General features: G+C 68.1%; 15 protein-coding genes. 4 read left to right on the top strand and 11 right to left on the bottom strand.

From position 1 onward, the window contains the following. Positions 1-46: 46 nt before the first annotated feature. Positions 47-1,438 (top strand): peptide MFS transporter, encoded by a 1,392-nt coding sequence (locus VHS75_RS05950; protein ID WP_329637692.1) that lies wholly within the window; start codon positions 47-49, stop codon positions 1,436-1,438. Between the two features lie 16 nt (positions 1,439-1,454). On the opposite strand, the gene VHS75_RS05955 is transcribed toward VHS75_RS05950, so the two are convergent. From VHS75_RS05955 to VHS75_RS05990, 8 genes are all read right to left on the bottom strand, one after another. Beyond that, complete coding sequence (locus VHS75_RS05955; RefSeq protein ID WP_329637693.1) at positions 1,455-2,225, bottom strand: hypothetical protein; 771 nt, start codon at positions 2,223-2,225, stop codon at positions 1,455-1,457. A gap of 3 nt (positions 2,226-2,228) precedes the next feature. Continuing rightward, positions 2,229-2,567, bottom strand: a complete 339-nt coding sequence (locus tag VHS75_RS05960) for a hypothetical protein (protein WP_329637694.1) — start codon at positions 2,565-2,567, stop codon at positions 2,229-2,231. Beyond that, positions 2,560-3,129 carry a hypothetical protein gene (locus tag VHS75_RS05965; protein ID WP_329637695.1) on the bottom strand — a complete coding sequence of 190 codons (570 nt, stop codon included), beginning with the start codon at positions 3,127-3,129 and terminating at the stop codon, positions 2,560-2,562. The genes VHS75_RS05960 and VHS75_RS05965 overlap by 8 nt, the downstream gene beginning before the upstream one ends. Positions 3,130-3,155: 26 nt before the next feature. Next, positions 3,156-3,941 carry a molybdenum ABC transporter ATP-binding protein gene (gene modC, locus VHS75_RS05970; protein WP_329637696.1) on the bottom strand — a complete coding sequence of 262 codons (786 nt, stop codon included), beginning with the start codon at positions 3,939-3,941 and terminating at the stop codon, positions 3,156-3,158. Further along, positions 3,938-4,603: a molybdate ABC transporter permease subunit gene (modB, locus tag VHS75_RS05975; RefSeq protein ID WP_329637697.1), complete on the bottom strand. Its 666-nt coding sequence runs from the start codon at positions 4,601-4,603 to the stop codon at positions 3,938-3,940. Before modB ends, modC begins: the two co-directional genes overlap by 4 nt. 15 nt (positions 4,604-4,618) lie before the next feature. Beyond that, a complete protein-coding gene (gene modA / locus VHS75_RS05980) occupies positions 4,619-5,371 on the bottom strand; it encodes a molybdate ABC transporter substrate-binding protein (protein ID WP_329637698.1) in 753 nt (250 codons plus the stop codon). Between the two features lie 94 nt (positions 5,372-5,465). After that, positions 5,466-6,890 carry a porin gene (locus VHS75_RS05985; RefSeq protein WP_329637699.1) on the bottom strand — a complete coding sequence of 475 codons (1,425 nt, stop codon included), beginning with the start codon at positions 6,888-6,890 and terminating at the stop codon, positions 5,466-5,468. 131 nt (positions 6,891-7,021) lie between these two features. Beyond that, the gene (locus VHS75_RS05990; RefSeq protein WP_329637700.1) at positions 7,022-8,584 is read right to left on the bottom strand and encodes an OprO/OprP family phosphate-selective porin; all 1,563 of its coding nucleotides are present in this window, start codon (positions 8,582-8,584) and stop codon (positions 7,022-7,024) included. Between the two features lie 198 nt (positions 8,585-8,782). Here VHS75_RS05990 and VHS75_RS05995 point away from each other — a divergent pair, with 198 nt between their 5' ends. Continuing rightward, positions 8,783-10,846: a phosphocholine-specific phospholipase C gene (locus VHS75_RS05995; RefSeq protein ID WP_329637701.1), complete on the top strand. Its 2,064-nt coding sequence runs from the start codon at positions 8,783-8,785 to the stop codon at positions 10,844-10,846. A 9-nt stretch (positions 10,847-10,855) separates the two neighbouring features. Here the strand turns inward: VHS75_RS05995 and VHS75_RS06000 are convergent, their stop codons facing one another. The 3 genes from VHS75_RS06000 to cysS all read right to left on the bottom strand — a co-directional run bounded on the left by VHS75_RS06000 (position 10,856) and on the right by cysS (position 14,920). Then, entirely contained in the window at positions 10,856-12,892 is a 2,037-nt protein-coding gene (locus VHS75_RS06000; RefSeq protein ID WP_329637702.1) for a M13 family metallopeptidase, read from the bottom strand. Between the two features lie 67 nt (positions 12,893-12,959). Beyond that, complete coding sequence (locus tag VHS75_RS06005; RefSeq protein WP_329637703.1) at positions 12,960-13,523, bottom strand: SRPBCC domain-containing protein; 564 nt, start codon at positions 13,521-13,523, stop codon at positions 12,960-12,962. Further along, positions 13,523-14,920, bottom strand: coding sequence for a cysteine--tRNA ligase (gene cysS, locus VHS75_RS06010; RefSeq protein WP_329637704.1), 1,398 nt, complete (start codon positions 14,918-14,920; stop codon positions 13,523-13,525). Before cysS ends, VHS75_RS06005 begins: the two co-directional genes overlap by 1 nt. Positions 14,921-15,102: 182 nt before the next feature. Between cysS and folE the strand changes: the two genes are divergently transcribed. Together folE and VHS75_RS06020 are read left to right on the top strand one after the other, a co-directional pair. Beyond that, positions 15,103-15,735, top strand: coding sequence for a GTP cyclohydrolase I FolE (gene folE / locus VHS75_RS06015; RefSeq protein WP_329637705.1), 633 nt, complete (start codon positions 15,103-15,105; stop codon positions 15,733-15,735). A gap of 147 nt (positions 15,736-15,882) precedes the next feature. Continuing rightward, positions 15,883-16,314, top strand: coding sequence for a nuclear transport factor 2 family protein (locus VHS75_RS06020; protein WP_329637706.1), 432 nt, complete (start codon positions 15,883-15,885; stop codon positions 16,312-16,314). Positions 16,315-16,450 lie beyond the last annotated feature (136 nt).

Raw genomic sequence — 16,450 nt, forward strand, 5'->3', positions numbered from 1 at the left:
GTCAGGACCCGCGGGCGCCCTAGCGTCGGGGGCCGAAGAGGGCGTCATGACCGCAGTCACAGTCGAGGGACGACCGCCGGCGGCCGGCCGCGAGATATTCGGCCATCCGCGCGGCCTGGTTGTGCTGGCCGGGACCGAGCTTTGGGACCGCATATCCTTCCACGGGATGCAGGCGCTGCTGGTGCTCTACATGGTGGGCCAGCTGTTTCTGCCCGGCCATATCGAGCAGATCGTCGGCTTCATGGGCTTCCGCGCCGCCATCGAGGCGGTGACCGGCCCGCTCTCGACACAGGCGCTCGCCTCGCAGATCTTCGGCGTCTACGTGGGCCTGGTCTATCTGACGCCGCTGTTCGGCGGCTGGCTCGGCGACCGCTGGTTCGGCCGCAAGGCGATGGTCACCCTGGGCGCGGTGCTGATGACCGCCGGCCATTTCTGCATGGCCTTCGACCAGTCGTTCCTGCTGGCCATGCTGTTCCTGATCCTGGGCGCCGGCGCGCTCCGCGGCAATCTGATCCCGCAGGTGGGCGAACTCTACCGACAGGACGACGACCGCCGCGACGTCGCCTTCCAGCTCTACTATTCGATGATCAACCTGGGCGCCTTCATCGCGCCCGTCGTCACCGGCGCGCTCGCCCAGGCCTACAGCTGGCACGTGGGTTTCGGCTTCGCCGGGGTCGGCATGCTGGTGGGTCTGCTCGTCTACCTGGGCGGCCAGCGATGGGTGATCCCCGTCGACCCGCGCCGGGCCGAGCGGATCGCCAAGGCGCCGCTGACCCCCGAAGAGCGCCGTCGGGTGGTCGCCCTGCTCTGCCTCATGCCGGTCGCCGCCCTCTTCTGGATCGCCCAGAGCCAAGTCTGGAACACCTACAACCTGTGGGTCCGCGACCACATCCAGCTAGGCATCGGCGGCTTCATCGTGCCGGTTCCCTGGCTGCAGGCGCTGGACGGCCTGGCGCCCTTCATCTGCCTGCCACCGATGCTGATGTTCTGGCGCTGGCAGGCCGCGCGAGGCCGCGAGCCGGGCGAGTTCATCAAGGCCGGCATCGGCTGCCTAATCTTCGCCGCCTCGACCCTGTTGCTGGCCGTGGCCGGCTTCACCGCCGACACCTCCGGCCGCAGCTCGCTCCTCTGGGCGGTCGCTTTCCACCTGACCTCGAACCTGGGCTGGCTCTATTTCACGCCGACCATGGTGGCGATCATCACCCGCAGCGCGCCGGCCCAGGTCAGCGCCACCCTGGTGGGCGTCGGCATGCTGGCGACCTTCTTCGGCAGCCTGATCTCCGGGCGGATCGGCGGATTCTATGAGGTGATGACCGCCGCCCAGTTCTGGAGCCTGCACGCGACCATCGTCGCCACCGGAGGCCTCATCTTCCTGGTGATCGGCTGGCGCTTCGCCGGCGCCTACGGCCTCAAGGCTCGGGCGCCAGCCCGGCCCTGAGGACGGCGGGGAGCCGTCAGAAGGTCTTCTGCAGCGCCAGATAGTAAGAGAACTGGTTCGAATCCCGCGCGTCCTGCAGGCCCCGCCCGGCGGAGAACAGCAGGTGGTAGTGCTCGGTGAAGTCGTAGATCCCACCGACGTTGAAGCCCGCTGAATCCTTGCCGCCCTGGTCCGTCGCAGTCTGGTGGAACAGCTCGGCGCCGAGGGCCAACTGCTTGGTGACCTGCCGCTGCAGGAGCCAGCCGGTGAACCAGTAGTCCTTCTTCCCAGGCCCCGGATTGATCCAGTAGCCGCCGCCGCCATAGGTGGTCCAGTCGCCGAAATCCTTCTGCAGCCAGACCGGCAGGAAGACCCGCGTCTTGCCCGAGCCGAGACCGCGATCCGAATTTCCGGTCGGCAACTCAACCAGCGGGAAGACGCCCACCTGCGGAAACCAGTCCTTCTCGCCCGGCGTGATGAAGCGGTACTTGGCGCCCAGCTCAATATCGCCGATCCCGACCTGGGTGCTGCCGCCCTTGGGATCGTCATAGGCCAAGGGCACGATCACGTGCAGCTGCAGATTGCGCGCCGCGCCGTAGTTGACCTCGGTCCCCGCCAGCACGCCGGATGAGTCGCCCTGCACATGGGTCCCGGCCGAAAAGCCGTAGACCTCCCAATGCCCCAGATCGACCGGTTCGGGGTCATCGGTGACGAAGGGCGGACCGGCGTGAGCGGCGCCTGCGGCGCCCAACGCGGCGGCGGCGCAAAGCCCCGCCAACCGCCGGCGAAGAGGGATCTCGACGCGCACCGGCTACTTGCCTTGCAGGAGGTCCATGGACGGCGGGAAAGTCAGAAGAACGCCTCCGACGAACAACACCACCGAAGCGAGATTCACCGTCGCCAAATTGACGGTTCGTCGCCTCCACAGCCGGTTCAGCACGAACCACAGCACCAGCCATAGAATGATCGCCACGTCGGTGACGCCAGAGAGCGGCCCGGTGGGCTTCCAGACCTTCAGCAGAGCCGCGACGGACGGCAAGGCGTCGCCGGCCAACGCCAGGACTCCCAGGGCGAAACAGCCGCCGGCCGCCGCCAGGATCGCCGCCGCGCCAGGTCCATTAGTGATGGGCGCCTCGTTGGCCTCAGTCATGGGCTTCGCCCTTCATGATCACGATGGTCGACCCGCCGCGAACCGGCGCGAACTTGTTGAGCATGGCCCCGAACGCGCCCGCCACCGAGGTGGCCACAAAGGCCGTCACGGCGAGCGCGAGGACCGCGTTGCGCAAGCCTCGGAACTGCGCCAGGTGCGCGCCGTAGCGGATGAAGATGTAGGCCACAGCCGTTAGGGTGATCGGCGCGAACCAGGCGATGTGTTCCTTCCACTCCATGCCGATGTCATGCCAGCCGGAGGTGGAGGTCTGCGACATCAGGAGCCGCTGCGGGTAGCCGCTGAGATCGGCCGTGCCCTGCGGGGCGACCGCGCGGTACCAGGGATAGACGAGATAGGCCCCCGCCAGCACCGTCACCCAGGCCAGCGCCGCCATGGCGATCAGGTAGGCGCAGGCCAGCCGCCGCTCCCGATCCGTCCAGTGGTGGCCGGCGATCGACGTCGAATAGAGACCGGCGACGGCGCCTGAAAAGGCCAATAGCAGGAGGGCGCCGAAGCCCATCCCGTGCAGCATCGTCACCGCGTCGCGAAAGGTGATTTCCATGGTCGATCGCCCCCCGTGAATCCTGGCTAGGCTTTCTTTATGTCAGTGGTGTTGCGCCCGACCGGGGCTCCAAGAGAGACGCCTTCAGCCTCCACCGTCAATCCTGCCCGCAAGGCCGCCAGCGCCAGCCGGTCGCGGGCCTGCGGGCTCAGTCCCGCCAGGGTCGGCGGGGCGGCTTCACCCGCTACGATGCGTCCATCGCGCAGATGCAGCACGTGGTCGGCCAGCCGCGCGATCTCGCCGGCGTCGTGGCTGATGTAGAGCGCCGGGATCGCGAGGCTCCGGTGCAGCCGCTCCAGGTAGGGCAGGATTTCGGCCTTGGCGGCGGCGTCGAGGCTGGAGAGCGGCTCATCCATCAGGAGCAGCTTGGGCTGGCTCAGCAGCGCCCGTCCCAGCGCCACCCGCTGCCGCTCACCGCCGGAGAGATTGGCCGGCGCCCGATCGAGCAGGGCGGAAAGGCCGAGCAGGTCCACCGCGTCGTCGAAGCCGATCTCCGCCTTGGCCGGCGTACGTCGCGCGCCATAGTCGAGATTGCCGCGCACCGACAGATGGCTGAGCAGGCTCGCTTCCTGGAACACCACGCCGACCGGCCGACGATAGGTGGGCATGAAGGTCCGCGCGTCCTGCCAGACCTCGCCGGCGACCGTCAGTTCGCCCGCCATGCGGGTCAGGCCGGCGATGCAGCGCAGCAGGGTCGTCTTGCCCGACCCCGATGGCCCGCTCAGCGCGGTGATCCCGGTGGGCGCGATGGAGAACTCGGCGTCCAGCCGGAAGGCGCCCAGCGCGCCGGAAAACCGCCCCGCGACACTCACCGCACGGCCTCGTCGGTCCGGCGGTCGAGCAGCAACAGGGCCAGCAGCGCCAGGAAGGAGAACGCCACCACGCCGGCCGCCAAACGATAGGCCTCGGCGTACTGCAGGTTCTCCACCAGCTGGTAGATGCGCACCGAGATGGTCTCGGTCTTGCCAGGAATGCCGCCGCCGATCATCAGCACCACCCCGAACTCGCCGATGGTGTGGGCGAAGACCAGGATGGCCGCGGTCAGGAAGCCGCGCCGCGCCAACGGCAGAGCCACGGAGACGAAGGCGTCCAGCGGCCCGGCGCGAAGCGTCGCCGCCACCTCCATCGGTCGCGGGCCCATGGCCTCGAAGGCGCCGCGGATCGGCTGCACGGCGAAGGGCAACGAATAGACCATCGAGCCGATCACCAGCCCTGGGAAGGTGAAGGCCAGCGTGCGGATTCCGAACGGGTGCAACAGGCCCATCAGCGGGCTCTGCGGCGCGATGGCGACCAACAGATAGAAGCCCAGCACCGACGGCGGCAGGATGATCGGCAGGGTCGTGACCGCGGCCACGACCTCTTTCCACCATACGCGGCGTTGGCTGAGCCACCAGGCGATCGGCGTCGCCGCGACCAACAGCAGGAGCGTCGTCAGCCCCGCCAGCCTAAGTGTCGTCCAGACGACCTCGCCCACGCGCCCTCCGCCCGTTCAACGCACCTCGTAGCCGTACTTCTTGATGATCGCCACCGCCTGCGGGCCTTTCAGGAAGGCGAGGAAGGCCTTGGCGGCGGGGTTGTCTTTCCCGATCTTCAGCAGGATGGCCTGTTGCTCGATGGGCGCATGATCGGCGGCGGGCACGGTCCAGCGCGAGCCGCCGGGGACATTGATTACCTGGCTGAGCGCGACAAAGCCGAGGTCGGCGGCGCCGCTGTCCACGAATTGGTAGGCCTGGGCGATCGATCCGCCCGTGACGATCTTCGCCTTGAGCGCGTCATAGACGCCGAGCTTCTGCATCGTCTGGACGGCGGCGGCGCCATAGGGCGCGGCGGCGGGGTCGGCGATGGAGAGCTTGGCGAACCTGTCGGACTTCAGCACCGCGCCCGCGCCGTCCACCAGGCCCGGCGTCTTCGAATAGAGCACCAGCCGGCCCACCGCGTAGGTGAAGCGCGTGCCTGGCGCGCCCAGGCCGTCCCGCTCCGCCGCCTGCGGCCGGTCCGCATCGGCCGACAGGAACACCTCGAAGGGCGCCCCGTGGCTCATCTGGGCGTAGAACTGACCGGAGGCGCCGAAGCTCAAGGTCGCCGTGTCGCCGGTCGCGGCCTTGAACGCCACGGCGATCGCCTTGGCCGGTTCGGTAAAGTTGGCGGCGACGGCGACCTGGGTGTCGGCGGCGAACGCCCCCTTCGGCGCGATCATACCGACGGCCAGCAGGATCAAGAGCTGGACGCGTCGGGTGATCATGGCCATTTCCGTTCCGTCAGGCAGCGCGCTGCGATCTCATCGCCGACCCATGATAGGGGCGAGGCGATCGGCACGCCACCTGCCGAACGGCTGGCTAGAACGTGAAGCGGACGCCCATGACCGGGAAGGCGGTCGAGCTGCGATTCAGGTAGCCGGAGGCCAGGCCCTTGGCCACGGCCGAGTGATTGACGCCAGCATAGGCGTCGAAGTGCTTGGTGAGCTTGTAGTCCGCCACCAGCGAGGCGTCCCAGAGCGAGCCGGAGCAGGACGAGGCGCTGGTGTCCGAGCAGCCGTTGCCCTTGAAGCTGTTCTGGTCGTAGCGGTAGTAAGCGCCGGTCACGTCCAGCTTGTCGGTGACTGCGTAGCGCAGCCCCGTCCAGGAGACGATCTCCTTGCGGTGGATGGCGTAGGCGTTGTTGTTGACGAAGGCGACCACATAGCCGCCGATCCCGCGGAAGCTGGCCGGCAGCGGATGCGACGGGTTGGCCATTTCGATCGCCTCGACGGCCGCGTAGATCTTCGCCTTGCCGATCACATAGCGGGCCTCGACCGCATAGGTCGTGTCGTCGGACACCGTACCGGCCAGCGTGCCCGGATGGATCGCGTTCTGGGCCGCGGTCAGCGGAGATTCCGACACCGCGTCGCTCACATGGCTGTAGGTGAGGTCCACCGACAGGCCCTTGTAGTCGCCGCCCACGTCGACCTGGTCAGCCCTGCCGGGGAAATTGATGCCACCCTCGAAGTTATGCAGGTAGGCGGCGCGAACGGGGCCCTTGGCGATAACGTACTTGACCGAGGAGTCGAAGCGGGCGGTCTCCGTGGCGCCGGCGCCGCCAGCGAAGCCGGAGTAGCCGATCACCGAGAAGGACAGCGACTGGTTCTGCGGATCGTACTTGCCGAAGTTGTCCACCAGCAGGGACGGCTGCAGGCCGTAGGTGAGGGTTCCCCAGGTCTTGGAGGCGACGCCCAGATAGGCCGCGCCCTGGAACAGCTGGCCGGCGCGGCTGGAGTCGCCGTTGGTGGTCTGGCTGGTCAACGGCACGCCGTTGTCGACGATCAGGCTGCGCGAACCGTCGCTCAGATGGCCGGAGGTGGGCTGGAAGCCGGTCTCCAGCTTGAACACCGCCTTCAGGTCATCGTTGATCTTCTCGGCGCCGGACACGCCGATCTTCGACTGCGACAGGCCGTTGGGCGAGACCGAGGTGATCGCGCGGTTGCTGTTCTTCTGGATTACGAACGGCAGGCCCGGCGCATAGTAGCTGGTCAGCGGCGCGCCGTGGTCCAGGTGGGCGACGCCGATGTCGAAGGTCCCGTAGAGGGTGATCCCTTTCCAGGTCAGGGCGCTGTCGTCCTTCTTCGCGGCCTCGGCGGGGGTCTTCGCGGGAGCCTCGGCCGGCGCAGACGTCGGCGCGGCCGCGGCGTCGGCGAAAGCGGGCGCGGCAAATGCGCCGGAGGCGATCAGCGCCAGGGCGCCGCAAAGGGCCAGTGTCTTCGAAGTGTTCGGAAAGCGACGGGTCATCGGGCGTCTCAAATTGCGTCCCGACCGTTCTCGGCGGGTTCCGCGGCCCTTTTCCCAATCGCGTCTGAACATACGGTAAATTGTGGGAATACTCTGGGAATCCCTCCAAGCTCGGCGCCGTCAGGCTCCGGTCAGAAGGCGAACTGCGAGCGCACCGCCACCACATGATAGTGCTGGCCGATCTCAGCGCCGACCGGCGTCGAGAAGGTCGTCGCCGACGGCGAGAGCCTATGGATGGTGACGTCCTGGTAGTCCAGCATGAAGCGCACAAAGCTGTTCGGGTACCAGTTGAGCCCGGCTGACCAGATTTGCTGCTCGCCGCCGCGCACGGCGTCCGCCGACGGCGCCGCGCCGGCCGCGCCGGCGTGGTCGTTCAGGTCCGCGTCGGAGTAGCGCGCCGCCACCTCGAACGCGCCCCAGGTTCCGTCCTGCAGGCTGAACGGCCGGTTCACAGGCGGACCGTCGAAGGCCCAGTTCGCGGGATTGAACCGCCGACGCTCGCCGGTGAGCATGTAGGAGCCCTCGACATAGTAGCCGTGGAAGGTCGGGTCGCCGACGCCGGCCGCCGGGTTCAGCCGCTCGATCCTGATCCGCTCGTACTCGCTCTGCAGGAACAGCGGCCCATATTGGACCGCGGCCTCCAGGCCGATCGTATCGGCGTGCCGCGCGTTGATCGCTCCGGTAGAGATCAGCCGCGTGCCGTCCACGCGCAGCTCCGGACGCTCCTGCAGGGTGATGGCGTAGCGCGCCGCGCCGGCCGCCGTGTCGGGCCCGCCGACGTCGGCGGGGCGGTCGACGTAGCTGCCATGCACGCCCAGCGCCAGCAGGCCGCGGTCGGTCCGGAACGGGGCGAAGCCGGCGCGGCCGATGAAACCGAGCTGGCTATCGAAGGGCTGGCTGACGCCCGTGGCCTGCGAGTTGACGACGCCCACCGAACGTCCCGTGACGGCGGTGCTGGCGTACCAGCGGTCGGTCCCAGCCCAGACCTGGATCGCCTCGCGGGAATCGCCGCCGGCGAGGCCGCGCGCGATGTCGGCGATCGCCGGGCGCTCCAGGAACATCATGCCGCTGGTCGAGCCCTGATCCTCCAGGCCCGCCGACGGGGTGAAGGCGCCGACCCGCGCGCGGAACGGCTTCAGCCCGGAGTACTGGATCCATAGGTCGTAAACGTGCCCGGCGTCCTCTTCGCCCGAGCCGCCGAACTCGAAGAGGACGTCGTAGTCCCAGTCGCCGAAGGCTCGCCCGTCGACACCCAGCCGGGCGCGGCGGAAATCGGTCCCCGAGGACAGGTCGCGGGCATGGGCCGTATCGCCCGCCGCCGCGCCGCGCCGCAGGTCCGTCGCGATCGGCCCGGCGCTCGCCTGGCTGTATTGCGCGGCGTCGAAATTCATCACCCCGTGAAGATTGGCCGTGAACTGGCCGTCCGCGCTGGCGATGGAGGGCCTGCCCGCCGCCAGGGTCACGACCGCGGGCGCAGCCGGGGCCTGCGCCGGCGTCTCGATCACCGGCGGAGTGTTGGCGCGCGCCTCAAGCCGATCGAGTTTGGCCGCCAGGGCGCGGACCTCGGCCTTGAGCTCCTGGATCTCTGCGTCGCGCGGATCAGGCTGCGCCTGCCCATGGGCGGCGGTAGCGATGACACTCAGGGATGCGGCGGCCAGCCACAGGGTTCGGAGGGTCGTTTTCCGGCTACGCATTCCTGTAGTCCCCGATCAGGCCACGGCCCGCGCGATGAGCGCTATGTAGCGCGGCGACATAGCGCCATGCCAGCGCGCCCAGGAAATACCTATCAAATCAGTAGAGATTATATTCACCCAGTTTATCGGGACGCGTGTTGAGTTCCGCTATCGGCGCGTCCACCATCAGGCCTGGGCTTAGGAAATTGGGGGCAGGCCGTGGCGCATCGCTCGGAAGATCGCAGGGCGTTCCTGCAGCTGGCGGCCGGCGCCGTGGGCGCGGCGGCGCTGCCGCCGGGCGTGGCCAAGGCGCTGAGCCTGCCCGCCAACCGGGTCACTGGCACGATCGCCGACGTCCAGCACGTGGTGATCCTGATGCAGGAGAACCGCAGCTTCGACCACTACTTCGGGACCCTGCGCGGCGTGCGCGGCTACGGCGACCCGCGCCCGCTGACACTGCCCAGCGGCCAGCCGGTGTGGAAACAACCGGCGAAGGACGGGGTCTCGACGGTAAGCCCCTTCCATCTCGACACCAGCTCGACCCGCGCCGAGACCATGTTCGACCTGGATCACAGCTGGAAGGGCAGTCACGCGCGGTGGAAGCACCACGACGCCTGGGTCCCGACCAAGACGCCGCTGACAATGGGCTACTTCACCCGCGCCGACATCCCGTTCTACTACGCCCTCGCCGACGCCTTCACGATCTGCGACGCCTATCACTGCTCGATCTTCGGCCCGACCAACCCGAACCGGCTGTTCCTGTTCACCGGCACCAGCGGCCTGGCGGCGAAGGATGACAGCAAGATCGTCATTCAGAACCCGCCGGAGGAGAAGAACAACAACGCCAATCCGGCCGAGGACTCCCCCGAGTTCAAGGGTCTGGACTGGCCTACCTACGCCGAACGGCTGCAGGCGGCGGGCGTTTCCTGGAAGGTCTACCAAGAGTACGAGAACTACGGCGACAACGGCCTGGCCTACTTCAAGACCTTCCGCGGCATCGGGCCGGATTCGGTGCTGTACCAGCGCGGCCGCGCCTGGTCGGCCGGGTCGACGAAGGACAACTGCAAGGACAGCGACGGTTCGCATCTGGTCGAACAATTCACGTCGGACGTGGCCGCCGACCGCCTGCCGCAGGTCTCCTGGATCGTCACCAACTACAAGCTGTCGGAGCACCCGCAGGCCAGCCCGTCGGACGGCGAGCACCTGACCGCGCGGCTGATCGCGGCGCTGGCGTCCAACCCCAAGGTCTGGGCCAAGACCGCCTTCATCCTGAACTACGACGAGAACGACGGCTTCTTCGACCACGTTCCGCCGCCGATCCCGCCGGTGGGAACGGCCGCGGGCAAGAGCACCGTGGCGACGACCCACGAGGACTATCACGGCGAGCCTGTGGGCCTGGGTCCGCGGGTGCCGCTGCTGGTCATCTCGCCCTGGAGCAAGGGCGGCTATGTCAATTCGCAACTGCACGACCACACCTCGGTGATCCGCTTCCTGGAGGCGCGCTTCGGGGTGATGGAGCCGCACATCTCGCCCTGGCGGCGTTCGGTTTGCGGCGACCTGACGAGCCTGTTCGACTTCAAGACCCCGAACCGCGCCGCGCCGCGCCTGCCCGACGCCTCAGGCCTCCCGGCCCGCGCGCAGAAGGCCAAGGCCACCCTGCCCATGCCGAAGGTCCCGGACGTCGCCGAGGCCCATCCGCGCCAGGAGCCGGGCCCGCGGCTGGCGCGCGCCCTGCCCTACGCGTTCGATGTTTCGGGCCAGGTGAAACCTGGCGTGCTGGCGCTGACGCTGGCCAACACCGGCGCCGCCGGGGCGGCCTTCGACCTGCGCGTCGCGCACGGCGGCGAGCCGCGGTTCTATGCTGTGGAGGCTGGCAAGCGGGTGATGGACGAGGTGGCCGCAGACGGCCGTTACGACCTGACGCTCTATGGCCCCAACGGCTTCCTGCGCGGCTTCCGCGGCGAGGCGGCCGCACCCGGTCCGGAAGCCTCAGCCAACTTCGACGCCAAGACCGGCCGCCTGCTGGTCGCCCTGAAGAACTCGGGTTCGAAACCGCTGACCCTGGACGTGGCGCCGAGCGCCTATTCGCAGTCGCCCGCGCGGTTGCATCGCCTTGAGCCCGGGGCTTCGGTGGTCGATGCCTGGGACCTGAAGGTCGGCCACAACTGGTACGACCTGATCGTCACCTGCGCCGAAGCCCCCAGCTTCCAGCGCCGCCTCGCCGGTCACGGCGAGGACGGCAGGCCCAGCGTCAGCGACCCGCTGCTGGGGCGGCAAGCCTAGGACCTAGCCCTACCACACATGCACCCGCTGCTCCGGCGGCAGGTAGAGCTTGTCGCCGGGTTTGACGTTGAACGCGGCGTACCAGGCGTCGACGTTGCGCACGATGCCGTTGACCCGGTACTCGGCCGGGCTGTGCGGGTTGGTCAGCAGCTGCTGACGCAGCGCGCCCTCGCGGACCTTGTTCTGCCAGACCTGGGCGTAAGCGATGAAGAACCGCTGGTCGCCGGTGAGGCCATCGACCACCGGCGGTTCGCCGTGCTGGGCCACGTAGCGCCGCCAGGCGGCGTAGGCGGCCTCGATGCCGCCGAGGTCGCCCAGGTTTTCGCCCATGGTCAGCTTGCCGTTGATGTGCACGCCGGGCACAGGTTCGTATCCATCGTATTGTGCGCCCAACGCGCCAGTGCGGGCCCCGAACGCCTTGGCGGCGTCGGCGGTCCACCAGTCGCGCACCTTTCCAATCTCATCGAAATGTCGGCCCTCGTCGTCGAAGCCATGGCCCATTTCGTGGCCGATCACCGCGCCCTCGCCGCCGTAGTTGGCGGCTGGGTCGGCGTTCGGGTCGAAGAAGGGCGGCTGGAGGATCGCAGCCGGGAAGGTGATCTGGTTGGCCTGGGGATTGTAGTAGGCGTTGACCTCCTGCGGGACCATGTCCCAGAGGCCCTTGTCCACCGGCTTCGGATAGCGCGAGAGCTGCAGGTTCCACTCGAACGCCTCTTCGCGCACCACGTCGCCGAGCAGGTCCGTGCGACTGATCTTCAGGCTGGAGTAGTCGATCCATTTCTTCGGATGGCCGAGGCGAGGATCGAAGGTTCCGAGCTTGGCCAGCGCGGCCTTGCGCGTGGCGTCATCCATCCACGCGGCCTTCTGGAACCGCTCGCCGTAGGCCGCGGTCAGATTGGCGATCAGCTCGCTCGTCTGGCGCTCTGCCTCCGGCGGAAAGTGCTCGGCCACATAGATGCGACCGACTTCTTCGCCGAGCCCGGCGTTGATGATCTGGATGCCGCGCTTCCAGCGCTCGCGCTGCACCGGCACGTCGCGCAGGGTGTGGGAGAAGAAGTCGAAGTTCGCCTGGTCGAACGCGTGGGGCAGATAGGCCGCGTGCGTGCGGATGAAGTGGTAGGCGAGGTAGTCCTTCCAGACCGAAAGCGGCGTCGAGGCGAAGAGCTCACCCGCAGCCTTCACTTCGCTGGGCTCGGTCACCAGCACCTTCTTCGGCGCGCCCAGGCCGGTGGAGGCGAACATGGCGGCCCAGGGGAACTGCGGCGCGGTAGCTGTCAGCTTGGCCACGGTCATCGGGTTGTTGATCTTGTCGACGTCGCGGGTCTCTTCCGGCGCCCAGTGGGCCTGCGCGATCTTGTGTTCCAGGGCGATGATCGCGTCGGCCTTGGCGGCGGCGTTCGGGATGTCGGCCAGGGTCTGGATCTTGATCACATAGTCCCGGTAGGCTTTGCGGAAGGCGTCGTACTTGGCGCCGTCGCGCAGGTAGTAGTCGCGGTTGGGCAGGCCCAGGCCCGATTGATCCAGGCTCACGACATAGATGTTGGGATTGTCGAGGTCCGGGTTGATCCCGACGTTCACGGGGCTCTCGAAGCCCGGCGCGGCGAACAGCTTGGCGACATCGGCCTTGGTCTTGGCCGCGGCGATCTTGGCCAGGTAGGGCTTCAGCGGCGCAGTCCCGCGCGCCTCGATGCCCTTCTCGTCCATCCAGGCGGCGTAGAAGTCGCCGACGCGCTTGCCGCCGGGACCGGTCTTGGTTGGATCCTTGGCCAGGTCCTCGACGATCCTGCGCACGTCGCGTTCGGCCTGGTCGGCGAGCACGACGCTCACCCCGGCGCTGATGCGGTCGGGCGCGATCTCGGTGCGCTTGTACCAGCCGCCGTTGACGTATTTGAAGAAGTCGTCGCCCGGCTTCACCGAGGCGTCCATGGCCGTGGCGTCGTAGCCCCAGGTCCCGAACTTCGCCTTGCCGGCCGCCACGGCCGCCGTCGACATGCCCGCGACCGCCGCAACCGCGGCGCTCGCCAGGACCCACTTCTTGAAGCTCAAGGGACACCCTCCATGACAGGAGGGCGACACTACACCGGCCCGGGCGGCTGGCAACGCGGGCGGGCGGCTAGGGCTTGCGGCGCGGCCAGAGCAGTTCGGCGCGGGCCTTCAGGTCGTCGTCCATCTCCACGAAGGCGCGGTAGATGGTGCGGCCCAGGCGCTTGCCGAGCGAGGGCCCCATGAGACCGGCGATCAGCTCGCCGTTGGAGACGATGCAGCTGGCCTCGGCCAGGGCCTCGATCTCGAAATAGCGGGTGGTCTTCACCAGGCCGCCCAGCATGGTCAGCCGCCAGTGGAGCTGTTCATTCGGCACCCACTCCAGCACCGTCGGATGGATTTCCTCTTCCGGCCGGCCGGGGAGCGCCAGGGTGATGTCCAGGACCGAGCCGATGCGGATCTCGCCCGCAGCCTTGGGATAGAGCTTGCACCACTCGCCCCACGACTTCAGGTCGGAGAGCACCTCCCAGACCACCTCGGCCGGCGCCTGGACCCCGACCCTGTGTTCGATCCGCAGGCCCTTCGGCGGTTTCGGCGGCGGGGCGCCGGTGGGCGTGGGCTTAGGCCCCTTGATCGTGCCGGAGCCGCGGGCGAACAGTCCGGCCTTCAGTTGCGGCGAGGGTGCGATCGGCATCAGGCCTGCTCCTTAATCCGCCAGGTGGCGCCGGCGGGTCCGTCCATCACCTCGACGTTGAGCGCGGTGAGCTCGGCGCGCAAGCGGTCGGCCTCGGGCCAATCCTTGGCGACGCGGGCCGCATCTCGCGCCTGCACCAAACCATCGATCCGGGCCTTGAGGTCCTCGTCCGCGCCGCCCTGGAACCAGGTTTGCGGATCGGCCTGTAGGAAACCCATGACCGAGGCCAGCGCCATCAGGTCCTGCTTGATGGCCGGCGCCTGGCCCGAGTCCTTGCGCACTGCCGCATCCAGATCGGTGGCGAGCTTCTTCAAAAGCGCCATGGCGGCCGGGGTGTTGAGATCGTCCAGCAGCGGCTCCAGCTGCTCCTCGGCCAGCGCCCCGCTGCCGCCGGCCTCGATGTGCCGCGCGCGGCCCAGCACGCCGTAGAGATGATCCAGGGAATTGCGCGCCTGGACCAGGGCGTCGTCGGTCCAGCTGAGCGGCTGGCGATAGTGCGCGCCCAGCAAAGCCCAGCGGATCACCTCGCCCGGTTGGGTCTTCAGGAGGTCGTGGGCCAGGGCGACGTTGCCCAGGCTCTTGGACATCTTCTCCTCGCCCATGTTCAGGAAGCCGTTATGCAGCCAGTAGTTGGCGTAGCCGCCATGGTGGTGGCCGTCGCAGACCCCCTGGGCCAGCTCGTTCTCATGGTGTGGGAAGACCAGGTCGATGCCGCCGCCGTGGATGTCGATCGGCAGGCCCAGCTCCTGCTCGATCATCGCCGAGCACTCGATGTGCCAGCCCGGCCGGCCAGGCCCCCAGGGGCTTTCCCAGACCGGCTCGCCGGGCTTGGACGGCTTCCAGAGCACGAAATCGGCGGGGTGCTGCTTGTAGGGCGCGACCTCGACGCGGGCGCCGGCGATCATCTCGTCCAGCGGCCGGCCCGACAGCTTGCCGTAGTCGGCGAAGCTCTGGGTGTTGAACAGCACATGGCCTTGCGCCGCGTAGGCCGAGCCGTTGGTGACCAACCGCCCGATCATAGCGACGATCGCATCCATGGTCTGGGTGGCCCGCGGCTGCGCGGTGGGCGGCAGGGCGCCCAGCGCCGCGGCGTCGCCATTGTAGGCCGCCAGGTAGCGGTCGGTGATCGCGGAGATCGGCACGCCTTCCTCCGCGGCCTTGGCGTTGATCTTGTCGTCCACGTCGGTGACGTTGGCCGCATAGCGCACCGCGGCCTCGCCGTAGAGCTGGCGCAGCAGGCGGAACAGCACATCGAACACCACGACGGGCCGGAAATTGCCGATATGGCTGAAGTTGTAGACCGTCGGCCCGCAGACATACATCGTCACCCGGCGGGGATCGGCGGGAACGAAGTCTCGCTTGGCGCGGGTCATGGTGTCGTAGAGCTGAAGCGGCATCGATCTTTTCTAACGCGACGAGACGGTTGCCCGGAAACGGGTCCGGCCCATATACAGATGGGCGGATCGGGAAGCCACGGGAACCCTCGGGGCGAACTCCCATCCTACCAAGGGAAGCCACGCGTCATTTCCGAGACCCTCGTCCCGGCGCAACTCAGCCCTGGAAAGAACCTCGCACCATCATGGACGCTATCCGCGACCGAACCCTGGTCGGTTCCAACACCGACCTTGATCTTGACCCCGTGAAGCGCCCCTCTCGCGAGGAGGCCATGGAGGCCGTGCGCACCCTGATCGCCTGGGCCGGCGACGACCCGCGCCGCGAAGGCGTACTCGACACCCCCAAGCGCGTCGTCGACGCCTATGCCGAGTGGTTCGAGGGATATGCGGCCGATCCGGCCAAGGAGCTTTCCCGCACCTTCGAGGACGTGCAGGGCTACGACGACATCGTCATGCTGCGCGAGATCGAGGTGGAGAGCCACTGCGAACACCACATGGCGCCGTTCCTGGGCAAGGCCTACGTGGCCTACATGCCGACCAACCGCGTCGTGGGCATCTCCAAGATCGCCCGGGTGGTCGAGATCTTCTCCAAGCGTCTCCAGACCCAGGAGACCATGACCCAGCAGATCGCCGACGCCATCACCGACAGCCTGCGCGCGGCCGGCGTGGCCGTGCTGATCGACGCCAATCACCAGTGCATGTCGACCAGAGGCGTCCACCACCGGCACGTCTCGACGATCACCACCCAGTTCACCGGCGTTTTCAAGACCGACCCGACGCTGCGCCAGCGCTTCCTGGATTTCGCCAACAAGAAGTGACCGCGGGCCATCCCGGCGACCCCGGACCTGATCCGGGGCGGGATTCCGGTCGCGGCCAGGCAGCCTCCCCCTTCCGCGATCCGGCGCGACCTGCGAAAACGCTGGGGCGCTGGACCTCTAGTTTTGGGGAGGATCTGTATGGATCCCATGGAACGCCTGCTTGCCGAACGCGAGTGCGAACGGCTGATCTACCGCTATTGCCACCTGATCGATCACGGCGAGGCCGCCAAGGTCTCCGACCTGTTCACCGACGACGGTGTCTGGGCCAGTCCCGAAGTCACCCGCGACGGCAAGGACAAGATCGCCAAGGCCTTCCAGGCCCGCCAGGACAACACCGCGCGCATGTCGCGCCACGTCTGCTCCACCCCGATGATCGACATCGAGGACGCCGATACGGCGAAGGGCGTGACCTACCTGCAGCTCTACCGCCACGACGGCGAGCCGGGCCGCCGTTTCTCACCGCTCGACAATCTCCCGGAGTTCGTCGCCGAGTACCACGACGTGTTCGCCAAAACCCCGGACGGCTGGCGTTTCAAGAGCCGCAAGTTCGTGGGCGCCTTCGCCCGGGCGCAGGCCTAGCCCGGATATCTCACACGGCTCACGGTTGGGGGGGCGAGGCCTGGCATCGGCGTTGGAGTTATCTTGAAGGCGGCCGCCGTCGGCCGCTTGCGGCGGGGGGCTGTGATCGTCTGGGTGCGAGTTCTGTTTCGGGGAC

The sequence above is a fragment of the Phenylobacterium sp. genome, assembly GCF_036264965.1.
Lineage (GTDB): Bacteria > Pseudomonadota > Alphaproteobacteria > Caulobacterales > Caulobacteraceae > Phenylobacterium.